Raw genomic sequence first — 16,488 nt, 5'->3', positions numbered from 1 at the left:
GGGCCGCCCCTGGTGAGGGACGGCCCGTTCTCGTCGAACGCGAACTAGTGCGCGATGGCCTTCTCGGCGCCCGCACCGGTGAGGGAGCGGACCTCCATCTCGGCCTGCTTGGCGGGGTCGGCCTTGTCCTTCGAGAGGATCGTGCCGACGTAGCCGAGCAGGAACGCGACCGGGATCGAGACGATGCCGGGGTTCGACAGCGGGAACAGGTCGAAGTCGGCGTTCTTGAACATCGAGGTCGGCTTGCCGGAGACGGCGGGCGACAAGATGATCAGGGTGATCGTCACGATCAGACCGCCGTAGATGCTCCACAACGCGCCCGAGGTGTTGAACCTCTTCCAGAACAGCGAGTAGAGGATCGTCGGCAGGTTCGCCGAGGCCGCGACCGCGAACGCCAGTGCCACGAGGAACGCGACGTTCTGGCCGTTGGCGATGATGCCGCCACCGATGGACACGAGACCGATGACGATCGCGGTGATGCGGGCGACCTTCACCTCGTCGGTCTTGCTCTCGTCGCCGTTGCCCTTCTTGATCACGTTGGCGTAGATGTCGTGGGCGAACGACGCCGACGCCGTGATCGTCAGGCCGGCCACGACCGCGAGGATCGTCGCGAAGGCGACCGCCGCGATGAGGCCCAGCAGGATCGGGCCACCCAGTTCCAGCGCGAGCAGCGGGGCGGCCGAGTTGGCCTTGCCGGGAGCCGCGTTGATCTTGTCCGGGCCGACGAGCGCGCCGGCGCCGTAGCCCAAGACCAGGGTGAACAGGTAGAAGATGCCGATCAGCCAGATCGCCCACACGACCGAGCGACGGGCTTCCTTCGCCGTCGGCACGGTGTAGAAGCGCATCAGGATGTGCGGCAGACCCGCGGTGCCGAGGACCAGCGCGAGGGCCAGCGACAGGAAGTCCAGCCTGCTGGTGCCGGTCGCGCCGTACTGCAGGCCCGGGCCGAGGAGCTTCTCGCCCGCCTTCGGGGCGGCGTCGACCGCCGCACCGAGCAGGGCCGAGAGGTTGAAGCCGTACTTGCCGAGCACCCAGACGGTCATGATGCCCGCACCGGCGATCAGCAGGACCGCCTTGATGATCTGCACCCAGGTGGTGCCCTTCATGCCGCCGATGAGGACGTAGGCGATCATCAGGGCGCCGACCACGGCGATGACCAGGGCCTGGCCACCGCTGCCGGTGATGCCGAGCAGCAGGGCGACGAGGCCGCCCGCACCGGCCATCTGGGCCAGCAGGTAGAAGAACGAGACCGCCATCGTCGACGTGGCGGCGGCCGCGCGGACCGGACGCTGACGCATCCGGAAGCTGAGCACGTCGCCCATCGTGTACTTGCCGGTGTTCCGCAGCAGCTCCGCGACCAGCAGCAACGCGACGAGCCACGCCACCAGGAAGCCGATGGAGTAGAGGAAGCCGTCGTAGCCGTTCAACGCGATGGCGCCCGCGATGCCGAGGAACGACGCGGCGGACAGGTAGTCGCCCGCGATCGCGATGCCGTTCTGCGGCCCGGTGAACGCGCGGCCGGCGGCCAGGTAGTCGGCAGCGGTCTTGGTGTTGCGGCTCGCCCTGATGACCACGACCAGCGTGATCAGGACGAAGACACCGAAGATGCTGATGTTGAGGATCGGGCTGGACTCGTTCACTTGCCGTCTCCCTCGATCTCGTTGCGGAGCTTCTCCGCGAGCGGGTCGAGGTTCTTGTTGGCGTGCCGCACGTACAGCGTCGTGATGACGAACGTCGACACGAACTGCAGCAGGCCGAAGATGAGCCCGACGTTGATGTTGCCGATCACCTTGGTGGACATGAAGTCGTGTGCGTAGTCAGCCAGCAGCACGTACAGCAGGTACCAGGCGAGGAACAGTCCGGAGACGGGGAACACGAACTTGCGCAGTCGTTGCTTCAGCTCGGTGAAGTCAGCGCTCGCTTGGACGTCGGCCCACTTCTGTGCGTCTGGGGCCGACTCAGACGGGGTGTGTTCGACGCTGCTCACAGGCCCCTCCTCGCGGTACTCGTCGTAGGTGTCAGCAACGTGACGTGCACGTAATGCCTCCAGGTGCGGTCCGTTCTTGGTCAGGAACCGTATGGAGACTTGAGTCACTCAGGTAAGGCCCCGTTCGTGCCGTTGCGCCCAGCAGTCGGGTGATGCGACGAACGGTCAGTATGCGTAGACGAAGGGCACTCTGCGTGACCGGAATCACCGTTCACCGATTCGAGTGACCAATTTTCACCCATTTGAAACGGCGGTAACTCATCGTGTTCGTCCAGCTCCCCTGCGCTTGTCGTCGGCCATTCTGGCCTTCTCCTCCGCGGTCCCGAAGCGGGCGACGTCGCGGTCTCGGATGAAGCCCAGCGGGTCCGGCGCGTGCAGTCGCAGCAGGATCTGGCTGACGTCCGCCGGCACCCGTCTCCTGGTCGCCTTGCTGACCACGATCATGGTCATGAACGCGATCGGGACGGTGATCAGCGCAGGTTGGGTGATGAACGCGGGCGCCCAGCGGCCGGTGTACGAGCTGACGACGCTGACGACCTGAGCCGTGATCACCATGCCGCCGCCGACCACGAGACCGCACACCGCGCCCACCCAGGTGAGTCCCCTCCACCAGATGCCGAGGACGAGAAGCGGGCAGAACGTCGACGCCGCCAACGCGAACGACATGGCCACCGTCAGTGACGCATCCGAACGCGGCAAAAGCAATGCGAGGCCAATTGCGACCAGTCCCGTGAACACAGTTGCCCACCGGAAGTCACGAACCTTGCCCGGCATGATGTCCGTCGAAACGACGCCGGCGACCGACACCACGAGTCCCGAACTGGTCGAAAGAAACGCCGCGAACGCACCCGCCGCGACGATCGCGCCGACGATCTGACCGCCGAGGTTCGGCAGCATCGTCTCCGGCAGCATCAGCACCGCCGCGTCGGTCCTCCCGGTCACCAGCAACTGCGGCAGGTAGAGCCGCGCGAGCACGCCGAGCACCGTCGGGAAGATGTAGAAGAGGCCCAGCAGGTAGAGCACGTGCAACGCCGTGCGGCGGGCCGCCTTGCCGTCCGGGTTGGTGTAGAAGCGGACCAGCACGTGCGGCAGGCCCATCGTGCCGAGGAACGTCGCGAAGATCAGCGAGTACGTCCTGATCAGCTCGGAGATGCCGCCGGTCTGCGGGCGCGTCCAGTCGAAGTTCGACGTCGGCGACCCCTCGACCACCGGCACCGGGCTGCCCGCGGTGAACTCCATGGTCGTGCCGGGGCTGAGCTCGTAGACGCCCCGGCCCCAGAACACCGGTCCGTCCGCGTCCCTGCCGTCGATCTGGCCGCGCACCTTCAACGTCAGCGGCTGGTCGACGCGGACCTTCACGACCTGCTCGGCGATGGTGACCGACTCGGCCTTCGGGAACCGCACCACGCCGTCGTCGCTGATCGGCTGCGTGCCGCGGTCCGGCGAGGCGAGGAACACCACGAACAGCACGAACGTCGGCGCGGCGATCGCGAAGAGCTTGCCCCAGTACTGGAACGCCTGCACGAGCGTGATCGCGCGCATGCCGCCGCCGAGCACGTTGATCACCACGATGGCCGTGACGATCAGGCCGCCGAACCACGCGGGCAGGCCGGTGATCGTGGTGAGCGTCAGGCCGGCGGACTGCAGCTGCGGCACCAGGTAGAGCACGCCGATGCAGACCACGAAGAACGTGCTGAAGTGCCGGACGTTCGCCGACCCCAGCCGTGCCTCGGCGAAGTCGGGCAACGTGTAGGCGCCGGAGCGGCGCAGCGGTGCGGCCACGAACAGCAGCAGCGCGAGGTAGCCCGCGGTGAAGCCGATCGGGTACCAGAGGGCGTCGACGCCGTCCTTGAGCACGAGCCCGGCGACGCCGAGGAACGACGCGGCGGACAGGTACTCGCCGGAGATCGCGGCGGCGTTGCGGGTGGCGGGGATCGCGCGGCGGGCCACCAGGAAGTCCGGGGTGGTGTTCGCCTTGCGCGACCCGACGTAGCCGAGCAGGAACGTCACGGCCGCAACGGCGACGATGGCGCTGAGGCTCCAGTAGGTGGCGTCCACGTCAGCGGTTGACCATGTTCACGAAGTCCTTCTCGTGCTGCTCGGCCTGCCTGCGGAAGACCCACCCGACGCCGTAGAGGATCGGGAAGGGCGCGAGGCCGAGCACGAGCCACGGGATGGGGATGCCGAGGATCTTCAGGTCCCCGATGGACGGGACCAGGTAGAACGTGATCGGCAGCAGGCACATGCCGATCAGGACCGCGAACGCGAGCCCGAAAGCCGACTTGAGCTGCTGCCGGATGAGGTCGCGCACCAGCTTCTCACCGACGCTGGTCTGCTCCTCCAGCTCGATGATCGTCCGTAACGCCTTGCCGCTCTTCTTCGTGGAGTCCGCGAGCACGACCCGGCGCCGTCGTGGCCTGCTGCCCTGCTCACCGAGCCAGGCCTCCCGGGCGGGCTGCTCCGGCTTTCCCGCGTCGTGCCTGCTCACCAGCCGCTCTTCGGCGGTCGCACGATCCGTTCCTTGAGCTCCTTGGTGTGCCTGCGGCTGACCGGGAGCTCCTTGGCGCCCTCACCGGTGCCGATGACGACCGCGTAGCCGTTCGCCGTCATCCGCAGCTCGCTCACCAGCGGCAACGCCACCAGGAACGACCGGTGGATGCGCACGAACCCGGCGTTGGCCCAGCGTTCCTCCAACTGCGCCAACGGGATGCGGACGAGGTGGCTGCCGTCCTGCGTGTGCAGGCGGGCGTAGTCGCCCTGCGCCTCGACGTACCGCACGGACGCGCGCGGCACGAGCTTGATGGTGCCGCCGAGCTCGACGGGGATGACCTCGTCGTCGGTCGGTTCGGCGGGGTTCTGGGCGGTCTGCGCGCTGGGGGTCGAGGGCGCCGCCGTGCGTCCCACCCGGTCCGCGACCCGCGAGATCGCCTTGAGGACGCGTTCCTCGTTGATCGGCTTGTTGATGAAGTCGAGCGCGCCGACGTCGAACGCCGTGACGAGCGCGTCCCGTTCCTCGACACCCGTCACGAACACGAGCGCGGGCGGATACCGGAACGCGCTGAGCACCCGCGCCAGGTCCATGCCCGAGAGCCCCGGCATGTTGATGTCGGCGAAGACGGCGTCGACCGGCGGCAGGCCGGCCTTGGTCCGAGCCATGACCTCCTGCTCGTAGTCACCCCTCAGGATGCGCAGTGCCTCGGCGGCGTCGAAGGCCGTGAGGACGCGCCGGATGTGAGGGCTGCTCTCGAGCAGGAACTTGATCTCGCTCAGGCCAGGGGCCTCGTCATCGACTGCGAGGACGAGGAGACCGGCGTTGTCTTGGGTACTCACTGTGTCGGGCATCTTGCCCACCAATGTGCAGTCGTGTCTACGCCGGGGTAGGCCTCGACACGCCCGGTGAAACCGAACTGATGCTCACAGCCCGAATCGGGACCAGCAAGCACGTTCCTCGACACTGGCGAGCACCTGCGCCACGAGATCGCCCGATCGGGTGGACGCACCGGTCAGCCCGAGCTTGGCCAGCAACGGCCTGCGCGGCTCCGCGATCGTCAGCTCGGCGTCCGGGAAGCGCTTGGCGATGACGGTCCGGATCGTGCCGATGCCGTCGATCAGCCCCAGCTCCTGGGCCTTGCTGCCGGTCCACACCTCACCGCTGAACAGGTCGGCGTCGGTTTTGAGCTTGGCGCCGCGGCGTTCGGTGACCCACGCCTTGAACTGCTCGTGCAGGTCCGAGTGGAGAGTTTTGAGCCACTCGACGTCCTCGGGCTTCTCCGGCTGGAACGGGTCGAGCCGGACCTTGTTCTCGCCCGCGGTGTAGACGCGGCGCTCGACCCCGGCCTTGTCCAGCAGGCCGTTGAGACCGAAGCCCGCGCTCACGACACCGATGGAGCCCACGAGGCTGGTCCCGTGCGCGTAGATCTCGTCACCCGCGCACGCCAGCCAATAGCCGCCGGACGCCGCGACGTCCTCGCAGAACGCGAGCACCGGCACGTGCTTCTTGGTGGCGAGCTCGCGGATGCGTTCCGCGATGAGGGCGGACTGCGTGGGCGCGCCGCCAGGAGAGTTGATGAGCAGCGCCACGGCGATGAGCCGCTCGTTGTCGAACGCGCGGTTGATGGCCGACTCGACGTTCTGGAGGCTGATCGTGTTGCGCGCGACCGGCGAGGACTGCGGGGTGATGACCCCGTGCAACCGCACCGCGGCGACGACCGGAGGCCGCTCACCCCGGTCCATGACCCTGGGCAGACGGGCCGCGATCTTGTCCGTGACGCTCATGTACTCGACAGTACGTGCGTTTCGCGGTGACGCGGGAGCCTCGATGGTGGTCGGGTTGCTCCCGCGTGACCTGGAACACCTTTTGGGCTGCTAGGTTCGGCCGGTGACGTTCAACCCGATCCGGTGGCTCGAACGGTACGTCGAGTGGTGGGACGACCGGGGGCGGCAGAACGCGGCCGGACCGACGCCGATGCACATCTACTGGATGTGGGTGAGCTGGGGCGTGTGCGCCGTCGTGCTGATCACGACTCTGGCGGTCGCAGCGCGCTGAACTGGGTTTTTGGTCAGCACTTGCAGCTGTTGAAGCCCTTTGCGGTGCACTTGATGCAGACGCGGACGCGTTCGGGTGCCTTGGGTTCGTGCACTGTGGATGTGGCCTTTACTCGCGGCCGGCCTCTGGTTGCTCAAACGACCGGCGGATCATTGGTCACCACCACAATCGGCACGATTCACGCATGGGTTGAGCATGCTTGACCTTGCAACTTTCGTGACGGGTCAGGCGCGGATCGCCGGCTGCTCGTTCGTCATCGGCTCGTCCGTCATCTGCGACCCGATGTTCAGGTTCGGCAGCACGTTGCGGGCGAACTTCGGCACGTTGAGGATCACCTTGGTGCCCGCGTTGGGGGCCGTTTCGACGACCAGCGCGTACTCCACGCCGAAGACGGTGCGCATGCGGTCGTTGATGTTGCCGATGCCCACGTGGGCGCCGGTCTGGTGGGCGTCCTTGATGTCGTCGAGGCGTTCGGGGTCCATGCCCACGCCGTCGTCCTCGACGCTGATCAGGGCCTCGTTGCCGTTGTCCTCGGCGGTGATGGTGAGCATGCCGCCGCCGGGCTTCTTGGCCAGGCCGTGCCGGACCGCGTTCTCGACCAGCGGCTGCAGGACGAGGAACGGCAGAACGACCTGCAGGACCTCGGGCGCGATCCGGAGACGGACGTTCAAGCGCGAGCCGTAGCGGGCCTGTTCGATGGTCAGGTAGCGGTGGATGTTGGTCAGTTCATCGGCGAGGGTCGTGAACAAGCCGTCGGTGCGGAACGAGTAGCGCGTGAACTCCGCGAACTCCTGCAGCAGCTCACGGGCGTGCGCGGGGTCGGTGCGGATCAGCGACGAGATGGTGTTCAGGGCGTTGTAGACGAAGTGCGGGGAGATCTGGGCCCGCAGGGCCTTCACCTCGGCCTGGGCGAGGGCCTGGGCGAGGGCCTGGCGCTGCTTCTGGACCACTTCCAGTTCCAGCTGGGTCGAGACGAAGCGGGCCGTTTCCTCGGCCATGCGGATCTGGCGCTTCGAGGCGACGCCGGAGACCACGATCAACGTGCCGGCCACGTCTCCCTCGACGACCAGGGGGACCACGACAACGCTGTGCAGGGAGCACGGGCCTTGCAGCTCGCAGCCGAGCTTGCGGTGGTCGACGTGTTCCTTGTGGCAGTTGTTGATGGCTCGGGCAACGGTGTCGCGGAGGTACTCGTAGTGGTCGTTCGCGCCGCCGTCCCACGAGAGGACGGTGCCCTCCTCGTCGGTGATGGCGACCGCCACGCACCGGAGCATCTCGCGCAGATGAGGTGTGGCCTTGTTGGCCGCCTCCTCGGTCAAGCCCGCGCGGAGGTCGCTCGACGCCCTGGACATGCGATCGAGCATGTCCATCACAGCATCCTCGACGGAGGTGCTGACTCGTCGAGCGCGGCACAGCATCACGAAGAGGCCCAGAACGGCCAGGGTCGCGATGACACCGAGCACGGCGCGCTCGGTCAACAGGTCGCCCACGGTGCACATGCTGTGCTGTGGGGCACCCCTATAGCAAGAGGCGCGCCCAGCGTACCCCCGGACGGTCCACCGGTCAGGCTAGACATCGGATGAATTCAGGGAGAGGGTGTGCGAGTGAAAGTGGCGCTGTTCGCGACCTGCCTGACCGACACGTTCTTCCCGGAGACGGCCCGTGCCGTGGTGCGTTTGCTGGAGAGGCTCGGCTGCGAGGTCGACTTCCCCCTCGACCAGACGTGCTGCGGCCAGATGCACTTCAACACCGGCTACCGGGACCACGCCAAGCCTCTGGCGCGCAAGTACACCGACGTCTTCGCGGGCTACGACCACGTCGTTGCGCCATCCGGGTCATGTGCGGGCATGGTTCGGGAGGTCCATCCCACCCTGGGTGAGTCTCCGCCGCGCACGTTCGAGCTCGCGGAGTTCCTCGTCGACGTGCTCGGCGTGACCGACGTCGGCGCCTGGTTCCCCCACCGGGTCACCTATCACCCCACGTGTCACTCGCTGCGCATGCTGGGGATCGGGGACAAGCCGTTGGCGCTGCTCAGGGCCGTGAAAGCACTCGATCTGGTGGAGCTGCCGGACTCGACGCACTGCTGCGGGTTCGGCGGCACGTTCGCGGTGAAGAACGCCGAGACGTCCACGGCGATGCTCGCCGACAAGATGCGGTGCGTGCTCGACACCGGCGCCGAGGTCCTGTCAGCGGGCGACAACTCGTGCCTCATGCACATCGGCGGCGGGCTCTCGCGGCTGCGCGCGGGCGTGCGGCCGGTGCACCTGGCGGAGATCCTGGCTTCGACGGAGGAGGAACCGTGGCTCGCAACCCGGTGACGTGGCTGGGCAGCCCGACGTTCCCGAAGGCCGCCAAGGAGGCGTTGCAGGACACCCAGTTGCGGCAGAACCTGCGTCGAGCCACCGGCACGATCCGGGGACGCCGCGAAGCCGCGGTCGCCGAGATGACCGACTGGGAGATGCTCAGGGTCGCCGGCGAGCAGATCAAGAACGACGTCCTCGCACGCCTGGAACCCCTCCTGCTGCAGCTGGAGGAGCAGGTCACGGCCAGGGGCGGCACGGTCCACTGGGCGCGCGACGCCGAGGAGGCCAACCGGATCGTTCTCGACCTTTGCCGGGCCGAGAACGCCGCGGAGGTCGTCAAGGTCAAGTCCATGGCCACCGCCGAGATCGGGCTGAACGAGGCGCTCGAGGAGGGCGGCGTGCACGCGATCGAGACCGACCTCGCCGAGCTGATCGTGCAGCTCGGCGACGACCGGCCGTCGCACATCCTGGTGCCCGCGATCCACCGCAACCGCTCGGAGATCCGCGAGATCTTCCAACGGCGGATGGGCGTCGAGGTGAGCGACGAACCGGCCGACCTCGCCGAGGCCGCCCGCGTCTACCTGCGCGAGAAGTTCCTGACGACCAAGGTCGCGATCTCCGGCGCGAACTTCGCCGTCGCCGACACCGGGTCGATCGTGGTGCTGGAGTCCGAGGGCAACGGCCGCATGTGCCTGACTCTGCCGGACACCCTGATCACCGTGATGGGCATCGAGAAGCTCGTGCCGACGTGGCAGGACCTGGAGGTGTTCCTCCAGCTGCTGCCCCGCTCGTCCACGGCCGAACGCATGAACCCGTACACGTCGGTCTGGACCGGCGTCACCCCTGATGACGGCCCGCAGAAGTTCCACCTCGTGCTGATCGACAACGGCCGCACGGCGACGCTGACCGATTCCGTCGGTCGCCAGGCACTGCGGTGCATCCGGTGCAGCGCGTGCCTCAACGTCTGCCCCGTCTACGAACGCACCGGCGGCCAGTCGTACGGCTCGGTCTACCCCGGCCCGATCGGCGCGATCCTGACCCCGCAGCTGGTCGGCGACATGCACGACCCGCAGGCGGCGTCGCTCCCCTTCGCGTCGTCGTTGTGCGGCGCGTGCTTCGAGGTCTGCCCGGTCCGGATCGACATCCCGTCCGTCCTCACGCACCTGCGCGCCGAGGCGGTGGAGGCGAAGGGACGCACGGCGGAGTCGGTCGCGATGGCGGCCGCCGCGTGGATGTTCGCCTCGGCCTCGCGCTACGAGAAGGCGCAGAAAGCCGGTTCCCTGGCCCGATTCCTGGCCCGCGACGGCAAGATCACGTCGCTGCCGTGGCCGGGTTCGAAGTGGACGTCCTCGCGGGACGTGCCCGCACCGCCCGCCGAGTCGTTCCGCACGTGGTGGAGGAAGAATCGTGGCTAGCGCCAAAGAAGAGATCCTCCAACGGATCAGGAACGCACGGGTGCCCGCAGCCGAGCCGACCGTCCGCGGGTACAACGTCGAAGGCCCCGGCGGCGTCGAGCTGTTCGCCGAACGGGTCGCGGACTACCGCGCGATCGTCCACACCGTCACCGACGTGCCGGCCGCTCTCGGACGCCTCCAGGGCAAGAGAATCGTTGCGCCCCAGGACGTTCCGGCGGAGTGGCTGATCGAAGGCGTCACGTGGCTGCACGAACCGCTGACCATCGAGGAGCTCGACCAGGCCGACGGCGTGCTCACCGGGTGCGCCGTCGCGATCGCCGACACCGGCACGATCGTGCTCGACGGCGGCGAGGCCCAGGGCCGCCGCGCGCTCACCCTGCTGCCCGACTACCACCTGTGCGTGGTGCGCCAGGACCAGATCGCCGCGTCGGTTCCAGAAGCCCTGCGACGACTGGAACCGACGCGCCCGCTGACGTTCATCAGCGGCCCCTCAGCGACGAGCGACATCGAGCTGAACCGGGTCGAGGGCGTGCACGGACCGCGCACGCTGGAGGTGTTGATCGTCTAGCCGCAGTGCACGCCGACGGCGTCCTTCACGCCCACCTCGTCGTAGTAGTAGGTGGTCGCGCGGATCGTCACGCACTTGCCCTTGGCGTACACCTTGACCGGGCCGGCGTAGTACTGGAACTTGCCGGAGTCGAAGTCGTTGTTGTAGCCGGGACGGTTGTTGTCGTCCTCGCGGAAGTCCTGGTTGTACATGGAGATGCTGGCCTGGTGCTTGAACTGCGAGTAGTAGGCCGTCTTCACGTTGGCCGCGCAGTTGTAGCCCGTGCTGGAGTTGTAGTACAGCCGGATCGTGCTCAGGTGGTTCGGCACCCTCGACATGACCTTGTAGGTGTCGATCAACGTGCCGGTGCAGCCGTACTCGGCGGCATGAGCGTTCATCGGCGCGAGGATGAGGGCCGCTGCGGCGGCCACCACGACGGCAACGGTTTTCCTCAGACGTGTCATGCGCTGAGGAAAACCGGGGGCGGTTAAGCGGCGGTTATTTGAGCAACCGGGACAGCCTGCGGTCGGCCAGCGGTTTGCCGCCCGTCTGGCACGTCGGGCAGTACTGGAACGCCTTGTCCGCGAACGACACCTCGCGCACGGTGTCACCGCAGACGGGACAGGGCAGCCCGGTGCGCGCGTGCACCCGCAGCCCCGAACGCTTCTCGCCCTTCAACCGGGCCGCGTCCTGACCAACGGACCGTGCGACGGCGTCGGTCAGTGTCGTCAGCATCGCCTCGTGCAGGTGGTCGAGCTGCTCCTCGTTCAACTTGCCCGCCGTGGCGTACGGCGAGAGGCGCGCCATGTGCATGATCTCGTCGGAGTACGCGTTACCGATGCCCGCGATCAGGCTCTGGTCCGTCAGCGACGTCTTGAGCCGCTCGGTGCGTCCCGCGAACAGGTCTTCCAGCTGCGTGCGGGTGATCCCGAGAGCGTCCGGCCCCAGCCTGGCGACGCTCGGGATGGTCTTCGGGTCGCGCACGATCCACGCGGCGAGCCCCTTCTTGGTGCCCGCCTCCGTCAGGTCGAACCCCGGCCCCTGCCCGGGCGGCCCCAGGTGCACGCGCAACGCGAGCGGCCCGCGGCCCTGCTTGGGCGGCGGCGCGGACATGGTGTCGGCCCAGCGCAGCCAGCCGGCGCGGGCGAGGTGGACGACCAGGTGCAGGCCGTCCGCGACCTCCAGGTCGAGGTGCTTGCCGTGCCGGTGCGCCGCCACGACCTCCTGGCCGTGCAGCGCCGTCCACGGCGGGTCGAACGTCTTCAGCACCTGGAGGGACGCGACGTCGACGCGATGCACCGTGCGGCCCACCGCGTTCTCACGCAGGTGGTGGACCAGCGCTTCTACCTCGGGTAGCTCGGGCACCGGTCCAGTGTCGCATCAGTCGACGGGTTGCAACGGGCCTTCGACGTCCGGCAGCGAGTGCATCTCGATGGTGCGGGCGACCCTGGAGGCCTCCTGGCGCACCGCGAGCGGGCCTCGCACGGACCCGATCCACCGCTCGGGCGGCAGCTCGTCCGCGGTGGCCTTGCTCTCCGCGACCAGCGTGTGCGGGCGGCGCAGCGCCCAGCGAACCGGGAAGAAGGCGAACAGGAAGATCAGCGCGAGGATCAGCCACGCCGGCACGACGACCTGCTCCGGCGTCCAGGCGATCAGCACGACCACCATCACGACGAGGAAGCCCGCCATCATGATGCCGGGCAGGATTCCGCCGCTGACGTCGTGCTCGAAGTCGTCGGACTCCACCGGGTTGCGCCACTCGATGCGGCTGTGGACCGTCCACATCCGCCCGTCAGCACCGCGCACCAGCCGCGTCATGTACCCGTCTCCCACGCTCGGTCGGTCTTGGTCAAACCGTACCTGGCGCGGGCCGAGCCTTGTGGGTGAACTCGGCCGGGCCCGTTCGTCACCGTCAGTTCTCGACCGCCGGTCGCGGGTAGAGCGTGATCGTCGTGGTCGTGGTCTGCGGCGGAGGGCAGGGGTCGGTGGTCGTCGTCGGCGTCTCAGTGGGTGACGACGGCGTGTTGAGCGAGTTGATCCCGCGTGACGACGACGTGGTCTGCGCCGTACCGATGTCCCCCGCCTCTTCCGAGGTCGACACCGGCGTCTCCGCCCGTTCGGACGGCTCCTGCCGCTGCTCCTGGGTGGGAGGCGGCGGCACGGACGACGACGTCCTGCGCACGGTCTCCTGCTGCTGCCTCGGCGCGCCGGGGTTGGCCACGTTCGCCTGCGGCTTCACCTGCTGCTCGACGGGCGGCGGAGGGGCCACCACGAGCTCCTGGCTGTGCTGCGAGCTCGCCGACCCCGACGTGTTCATCGCGATCACGGGATTCTGGTCCGGTTGCAGCACGGCGACGCCGGGACCGCCGTTGAACACCGCGGCCATCGTCCCGACCAGGCCGACGGTCGCCACACTGGCCGCCGCGAACGCGAGCTTCGCCTTCGTGAGCAGCACCTTGCCGGCGAACGCGAGCCCGAGCGTGGACGGCACGATCAGGAACGCCGCGTTGGCGCGCAGCGTCGCGCAGACCTCGTTCAGCTCGGTGTAAAGCTGCGTGCAGGCCGCGCAGGTGTCGAGGTGGGCGGCGATCCGGCGTTCCTCGACGCCCTGGACCCCGCCCGCGGTGTAGGTGCCGAGCTTCGACCGGATGGCCGCGCACGACGAGCGTCCGTCGTCGGCGGCGAGGTGAGCCTGGAGGTACGCCGCACGCAGTCCCTCACGCGCGCGGCGGGCCAACGCCGACATGGCGTTCGGCGAGAGCCCGAAGTGCGGTGCCACGGAGGCGGGGCGTTCGCCCTCGACCTCGACACGCCACAGCACGACCCGCCAGCGTTCCGGCAGGCTGGAGAAAGCCCTGGTGATGAGGTTGTGCTCGGCCCGCTTGTTGGCGTTGTCGCTGACCGGCTCGACGCGCCGGCCCAGCTCCTCGTCCTCCACCGGCACGTCCCGGCGCCGCCCGCTCCACTCCCACGCCACCCGGCGCGCGACGGTCAGCAGGTACGTGCGGACGTGGTCGGTGGGCCCGCTGCCGCGGCGGATCGCCTGCAGCATGCGGAAGAAGGCCTCCGCGGTGAGGTCGTCGGCCTCGGCCGCCTCCCGGACGTGCCTGAGAGAAAAACGGCGGATCGCGTCCGCATGCCGGGAGAACAGTTCGCCGTAGGCCGAGTCGTCTCCCTCGCGCACTCTGGCGAGCAGGTCCCGGTCGACCTCGTTCTCGTCGACCATCACAGGCTTCAACATGCCACAAGGGGCCAGACCTGCTCCTCGCCGAGAACAGGTCGATACACAAGACCATCCGTTAGTAGTGGGCTGATCAGCGCAACGCGATCGGTGACAGGACGGTCACAGGTGGGCGTCGGAGGATCGGCCGGACAAGATCGAGCGACTATCGTCACGCCCGTGGTGGACTGGCGAGAACGCGCTTCGGCCCTCGTGCCGGAACTTCGTGCTGTCGCCGAGACCGAGGAGTGGTCCTGCCACGTCTTCTTCTCGGAGCTGTCGCAGCTGGCCCAGGAGGCGCACCGCGAGCAGGCCGACGACGTGCTGCGCCGGGCGTACGGGTTCGCGCACTGGTGCTTCCACCAGCCGGAGCAGTTCCTGGAGAACGCGGCGCTGGTGAGCTTCTACGAGCACGTGTTCGACGACTGGGACCTCCGCGAGGAGGTCGCGGCCTGGCTGCCGGTCGACGTGCTGCCGAAGGTGCGGGCGCTGTGGGAGTGGCGCTGGCCGAAGGAGCAGTTGGACGAGGTAGATCAACTGCTGGCCGGTTTGGCACCCCCCTCGCAAGACGCCGTCTGAGACCCCTGTATAGTTCTCCCCTGTAAGGCAGTGCGGATGTAGCGCAGTTGGTAGCGCATCACCTTGCCAAGGTGAGGGTCGCGAGTTCGAGTCTCGTCATCCGCTCTCGAAAGAAGTCCGGTACCCCTCGGGTGCCGGACTTCTTTCGTTTCAGCGCACTGCCGGGCCGACGGTGAGCGTGCCCGCGCCGGCGTCCAGCTCGCCGATCGGGCCGAGGGACAGGGACAGCGGTTCGTCGCCGTGGCCGACGTCGAGGCCGCCGAGCACCGGCACTCCGACGACACGTGGTGGCAGCACGACGTTCACACGACGGACTATCGACGATCCCGTCCAGTGGTTCTCGAGGTGATCTCCGGGCCCACCCGTGAAAGGGTGGTGCCAGACAGCTCGCTCACCCCGATCGAGCCCGTTCGACAAAGGACCTGGAGACCATGGCCATCAAGCAGACGGCAAACGCGCACTGGGAAGGCTCCCTCGTCGAGGGCAAGGGCAACGTCAGCCTCGCCACCTCCAACGCCGGCAGCTTCGACATCGACTGGAAGGCGCGCGCCGAGGAGGCGGGCGGCAAGACCAGCCCCGAGGAGCTCATCGCCGCGGCGCACTCGTCCTGCTACTCGATGGCGCTGTCGCACGGCCTGACCGGTGCAGGCACGCCTCCCACCTCGATCGACACCAAGGCCGAGGTCAGCTTCCAGGCGGGCGTCGGCATCACCGGCATCCACATCACCGTGCGCGCCAACGTGCCGGGCCTGTCGCAGGAGGACTTCGTCGCGGCCGCCGAGGGCGCCAAGGCGAACTGCCCGGTCTCCAAGGCGCTCGCGGCCGTCGAGAACATCACGCTCGACGCTGCCCTGGTCTGAACCGCAGCGCCGCGGGCCCGTGACTGATCAGGTGCCTGCGGTAGCGGACGTCGCCGGGCTGCTCGGCCGCGTGAGCTGAGCGGTCGAGCAGTTCCTCGGCGACGATGCGGCCCTCCAGCCGGGCGAGCCCGGCTCCGATGCAGTAGTGCGGTCCGTGCCCGAAGCCCAGGTGAGCGGGCACGGACGGCCTGCCGGGGTCGAAGTCCTCGGTGAACACCTTCTGGTCGCGGTTGCCGGCCGCGTAGTCGAGGAACAGGTGCTCGCCCTCGCTGACCTTGACGCCGCCCATCGTCACCGGGCAGGTCGCCGTGCGGAAGAAGCCGACGAACGGCGCGTCGAGGCGCACCACCTCTTCGACCACGCCACCTAGTCGGCGTTCCTTCGCGTCCAGTCGCAGCAGGGTGCTGGCGAGCATGTTCGTCGTGGAGTCGGTGCCGGCGACGACGACCGCGAGACACAGCGAGAGGCGTTCCTGTTCGGAGAGCTGGCCGCCGCGGAACGCGTCGGAGCGGCCGAAGTAGGCGCAGAACTCGTTCATCCCGGCGAAGTACGAGCCGAGCACGCGTTCGCTGACCTCCTCGCCGCTCGTCAGTTCGAGCACCGGGGCCACGAACTCGCGGAACAGCGGGAAGTCCGCTTCGGGCACGCCGAGCACGTCACCGACCACGCCCAGCGCGAACGGGGCGGCGAACTCGCTGACGAAGTCGGCTTCTTCCGGGAGTTCGTCCAGAAGGGTCCTCGCGCGTTCCCTAATTGGGTCAGCCATTCGGCGCACGGCCGTTGGGGTGAATTTCTGATTCGCCGCCGCACGAATTCGGGCGTGCCTGGTTCCGTCCGCCGCGTTGAGCGAGGACATCAATTCGAGCAATCGCCGCTGCTCCGGTGGCAGCATCGCCGCCACGGCCGCGACCTGCGGACCAGTCATGTTCCGGGAGGAGAACGTCACCGGATCAGCCAGCACGGCACGCAGGTCGGCGTATGCGGTCACCCGCTGGGCGTTGATTCTCGGGTCGAATTCCATTGCGATATCT

19 protein-coding genes and 1 tRNA gene are annotated in these 16,488 nt (G+C 68.1%); 7 read left to right on the top strand and 13 right to left on the bottom strand.

Annotation, left to right across the window (positions count from 1 at the left end):
• Nucleotides 1-44 precede the first annotated feature (44 nt).
• The 6 genes from ACFWNN_RS24455 to ACFWNN_RS24430 all read right to left on the bottom strand — a co-directional run bounded on the left by ACFWNN_RS24455 (nucleotide 45) and on the right by ACFWNN_RS24430 (nucleotide 6,262).
• Complete coding sequence (locus ACFWNN_RS24455; RefSeq protein WP_382442242.1) at nucleotides 45-1,640, bottom strand: cation acetate symporter; 1,596 nt, start codon at nucleotides 1,638-1,640, stop codon at nucleotides 45-47.
• Nucleotides 1,637-1,987, bottom strand: coding sequence for a DUF485 domain-containing protein (locus tag ACFWNN_RS24450; RefSeq protein WP_285636228.1), 351 nt, complete (start codon nucleotides 1,985-1,987; stop codon nucleotides 1,637-1,639). The genes ACFWNN_RS24455 and ACFWNN_RS24450 overlap by 4 nt, the downstream gene beginning before the upstream one ends.
• Nucleotides 1,988-2,245: 258 nt before the next feature.
• Complete coding sequence (locus tag ACFWNN_RS24445) at nucleotides 2,246-4,045, bottom strand: cation acetate symporter (protein WP_382442241.1); 1,800 nt, start codon at nucleotides 4,043-4,045, stop codon at nucleotides 2,246-2,248.
• 1 nt (nucleotide 4,046) lies between these two features.
• Nucleotides 4,047-4,475 carry a hypothetical protein gene (locus ACFWNN_RS24440; protein WP_382442240.1) on the bottom strand — a complete coding sequence of 143 codons (429 nt, stop codon included), beginning with the start codon at nucleotides 4,473-4,475 and terminating at the stop codon, nucleotides 4,047-4,049.
• Nucleotides 4,472-5,329 (bottom strand): LytR/AlgR family response regulator transcription factor, encoded by an 858-nt coding sequence (locus ACFWNN_RS24435; RefSeq protein WP_382442239.1) that lies wholly within the window; start codon nucleotides 5,327-5,329, stop codon nucleotides 4,472-4,474. The genes ACFWNN_RS24440 and ACFWNN_RS24435 overlap by 4 nt, the downstream gene beginning before the upstream one ends.
• Nucleotides 5,330-5,401: 72 nt before the next feature.
• Nucleotides 5,402-6,262 carry a S49 family peptidase gene (locus tag ACFWNN_RS24430; protein ID WP_382442238.1) on the bottom strand — a complete coding sequence of 287 codons (861 nt, stop codon included), beginning with the start codon at nucleotides 6,260-6,262 and terminating at the stop codon, nucleotides 5,402-5,404.
• 103 nt (nucleotides 6,263-6,365) lie between these two features.
• On the opposite strand from ACFWNN_RS24430, the gene ACFWNN_RS24425 reads away from it, so the two are divergent.
• Nucleotides 6,366-6,533, top strand: a complete 168-nt coding sequence (locus tag ACFWNN_RS24425) for a hypothetical protein (protein ID WP_177220854.1) — start codon at nucleotides 6,366-6,368, stop codon at nucleotides 6,531-6,533.
• Between the two features lie 224 nt (nucleotides 6,534-6,757).
• Here ACFWNN_RS24425 and ACFWNN_RS24420 read toward each other — a convergent pair whose 3' ends face one another.
• A complete protein-coding gene (locus tag ACFWNN_RS24420; protein ID WP_382442237.1) occupies nucleotides 6,758-8,032 on the bottom strand; it encodes a sensor histidine kinase in 1,275 nt (424 codons plus the stop codon).
• Between the two features lie 111 nt (nucleotides 8,033-8,143).
• On the opposite strand from ACFWNN_RS24420, the gene ACFWNN_RS24415 reads away from it, so the two are divergent.
• Genes ACFWNN_RS24415 through ACFWNN_RS24405 form a run of 3 tightly spaced genes read left to right on the top strand, consistent with a single transcriptional unit; the run spans nucleotide 8,144 to nucleotide 10,819 of the window.
• Nucleotides 8,144-8,851, top strand: coding sequence for a (Fe-S)-binding protein (locus ACFWNN_RS24415; RefSeq protein ID WP_382442370.1), 708 nt, complete (start codon nucleotides 8,144-8,146; stop codon nucleotides 8,849-8,851).
• A complete protein-coding gene (locus tag ACFWNN_RS24410) occupies nucleotides 8,833-10,251 on the top strand; it encodes a LutB/LldF family L-lactate oxidation iron-sulfur protein (protein WP_382442236.1) in 1,419 nt (472 codons plus the stop codon). The genes ACFWNN_RS24415 and ACFWNN_RS24410 overlap by 19 nt, the downstream gene beginning before the upstream one ends.
• A complete protein-coding gene (locus ACFWNN_RS24405) occupies nucleotides 10,244-10,819 on the top strand; it encodes a lactate utilization protein C (RefSeq protein ID WP_382442235.1) in 576 nt (191 codons plus the stop codon). Before ACFWNN_RS24410 ends, ACFWNN_RS24405 begins: the two co-directional genes overlap by 8 nt.
• On the opposite strand, the gene ACFWNN_RS24400 is transcribed toward ACFWNN_RS24405, so the two are convergent.
• The 4 genes from ACFWNN_RS24400 to ACFWNN_RS24385 form a co-directional block, all read right to left on the bottom strand.
• Nucleotides 10,816-11,262: a hypothetical protein gene (locus ACFWNN_RS24400; RefSeq protein ID WP_382442234.1), complete on the bottom strand. Its 447-nt coding sequence runs from the start codon at nucleotides 11,260-11,262 to the stop codon at nucleotides 10,816-10,818. The two genes, ACFWNN_RS24405 and ACFWNN_RS24400, sit on opposite strands and share 4 nt — an antisense overlap.
• Before the next feature lie 34 nt (nucleotides 11,263-11,296).
• Nucleotides 11,297-12,163 carry an Fpg/Nei family DNA glycosylase gene (locus tag ACFWNN_RS24395; RefSeq protein ID WP_382442233.1) on the bottom strand — a complete coding sequence of 289 codons (867 nt, stop codon included), beginning with the start codon at nucleotides 12,161-12,163 and terminating at the stop codon, nucleotides 11,297-11,299.
• Nucleotides 12,164-12,178: 15 nt separating this feature from the next.
• Nucleotides 12,179-12,616, bottom strand: a complete 438-nt coding sequence (locus tag ACFWNN_RS24390) for a DUF983 domain-containing protein (protein WP_382442232.1) — start codon at nucleotides 12,614-12,616, stop codon at nucleotides 12,179-12,181.
• A gap of 94 nt (nucleotides 12,617-12,710) precedes the next feature.
• Entirely contained in the window at nucleotides 12,711-14,039 is a 1,329-nt protein-coding gene (locus ACFWNN_RS24385; protein WP_382442231.1) for a sigma-70 family RNA polymerase sigma factor, read from the bottom strand.
• A gap of 159 nt (nucleotides 14,040-14,198) precedes the next feature.
• Here ACFWNN_RS24385 and ACFWNN_RS24380 point away from each other — a divergent pair, with 159 nt between their 5' ends.
• Together ACFWNN_RS24380 and ACFWNN_RS24375 are read left to right on the top strand one after the other, a co-directional pair.
• On the top strand, nucleotides 14,199-14,597 hold the full coding sequence (locus tag ACFWNN_RS24380) for a hypothetical protein (protein WP_382442230.1): 399 nt from the start codon (nucleotides 14,199-14,201) through the stop codon (nucleotides 14,595-14,597).
• A gap of 32 nt (nucleotides 14,598-14,629) precedes the next feature.
• Nucleotides 14,630-14,702 (top strand) — tRNA-Gly (locus ACFWNN_RS24375).
• Between the two features lie 45 nt (nucleotides 14,703-14,747).
• Here the strand turns inward: ACFWNN_RS24375 and ACFWNN_RS24370 are convergent.
• Complete coding sequence (locus ACFWNN_RS24370; RefSeq protein ID WP_382442229.1) at nucleotides 14,748-14,903, bottom strand: hypothetical protein; 156 nt, start codon at nucleotides 14,901-14,903, stop codon at nucleotides 14,748-14,750.
• Between the two features lie 125 nt (nucleotides 14,904-15,028).
• On the opposite strand from ACFWNN_RS24370, the gene ACFWNN_RS24365 reads away from it, so the two are divergent.
• A complete protein-coding gene (locus tag ACFWNN_RS24365) occupies nucleotides 15,029-15,457 on the top strand; it encodes an OsmC family protein (protein ID WP_089907574.1) in 429 nt (142 codons plus the stop codon).
• Here ACFWNN_RS24365 and ACFWNN_RS24360 read toward each other — a convergent pair.
• Complete coding sequence (locus tag ACFWNN_RS24360; protein ID WP_382442228.1) at nucleotides 15,432-16,478, bottom strand: cytochrome P450; 1,047 nt, start codon at nucleotides 16,476-16,478, stop codon at nucleotides 15,432-15,434. The genes ACFWNN_RS24365 and ACFWNN_RS24360 overlap by 26 nt on opposite strands.
• Nucleotides 16,479-16,488: the final 10 nt, after the last annotated feature.

Source organism: Lentzea sp. NPDC058450, assembly GCF_042721395.1.
GTDB lineage: Bacteria > Actinomycetota > Actinomycetes > Mycobacteriales > Pseudonocardiaceae > Lentzea.
Note: the sequence above shows the minus strand (reverse complement) of the source record. Positions and strands in the feature narration are given on the sequence as shown.

Excerpts from the sequence above, each read along its gene's own strand:
- ACFWNN_RS24390 (WP_382442232.1), bottom strand. The coding sequence starts at position 12,616 with ATGACGCGGCTGGTGCGCGGTGCTGACGGGCGGATGTGGACGGTCCAC.
- ACFWNN_RS24360 (WP_382442228.1), bottom strand. The coding sequence starts at position 16,478 with ATGGAATTCGACCCGAGAATCAACGCCCAGCGGGTGACCGCATACGCC.
- ACFWNN_RS24420 (WP_382442237.1), bottom strand. The coding sequence starts at position 8,032 with ATGTGCACCGTGGGCGACCTGTTGACCGAGCGCGCCGTGCTCGGTGTC.
- ACFWNN_RS24435 (WP_382442239.1), bottom strand. The coding sequence starts at position 5,329 with ATGCCCGACACAGTGAGTACCCAAGACAACGCCGGTCTCCTCGTCCTC.
- ACFWNN_RS24400 (WP_382442234.1), bottom strand. The coding sequence starts at position 11,262 with ATGACACGTCTGAGGAAAACCGTTGCCGTCGTGGTGGCCGCCGCAGCG.
- ACFWNN_RS24385 (WP_382442231.1), bottom strand. The coding sequence starts at position 14,039 with ATGTTGAAGCCTGTGATGGTCGACGAGAACGAGGTCGACCGGGACCTG.
- ACFWNN_RS24365 (WP_089907574.1), top strand. The coding sequence starts at position 15,029 with ATGGCCATCAAGCAGACGGCAAACGCGCACTGGGAAGGCTCCCTCGTC.
- ACFWNN_RS24430 (WP_382442238.1), bottom strand. The coding sequence starts at position 6,262 with ATGAGCGTCACGGACAAGATCGCGGCCCGTCTGCCCAGGGTCATGGAC.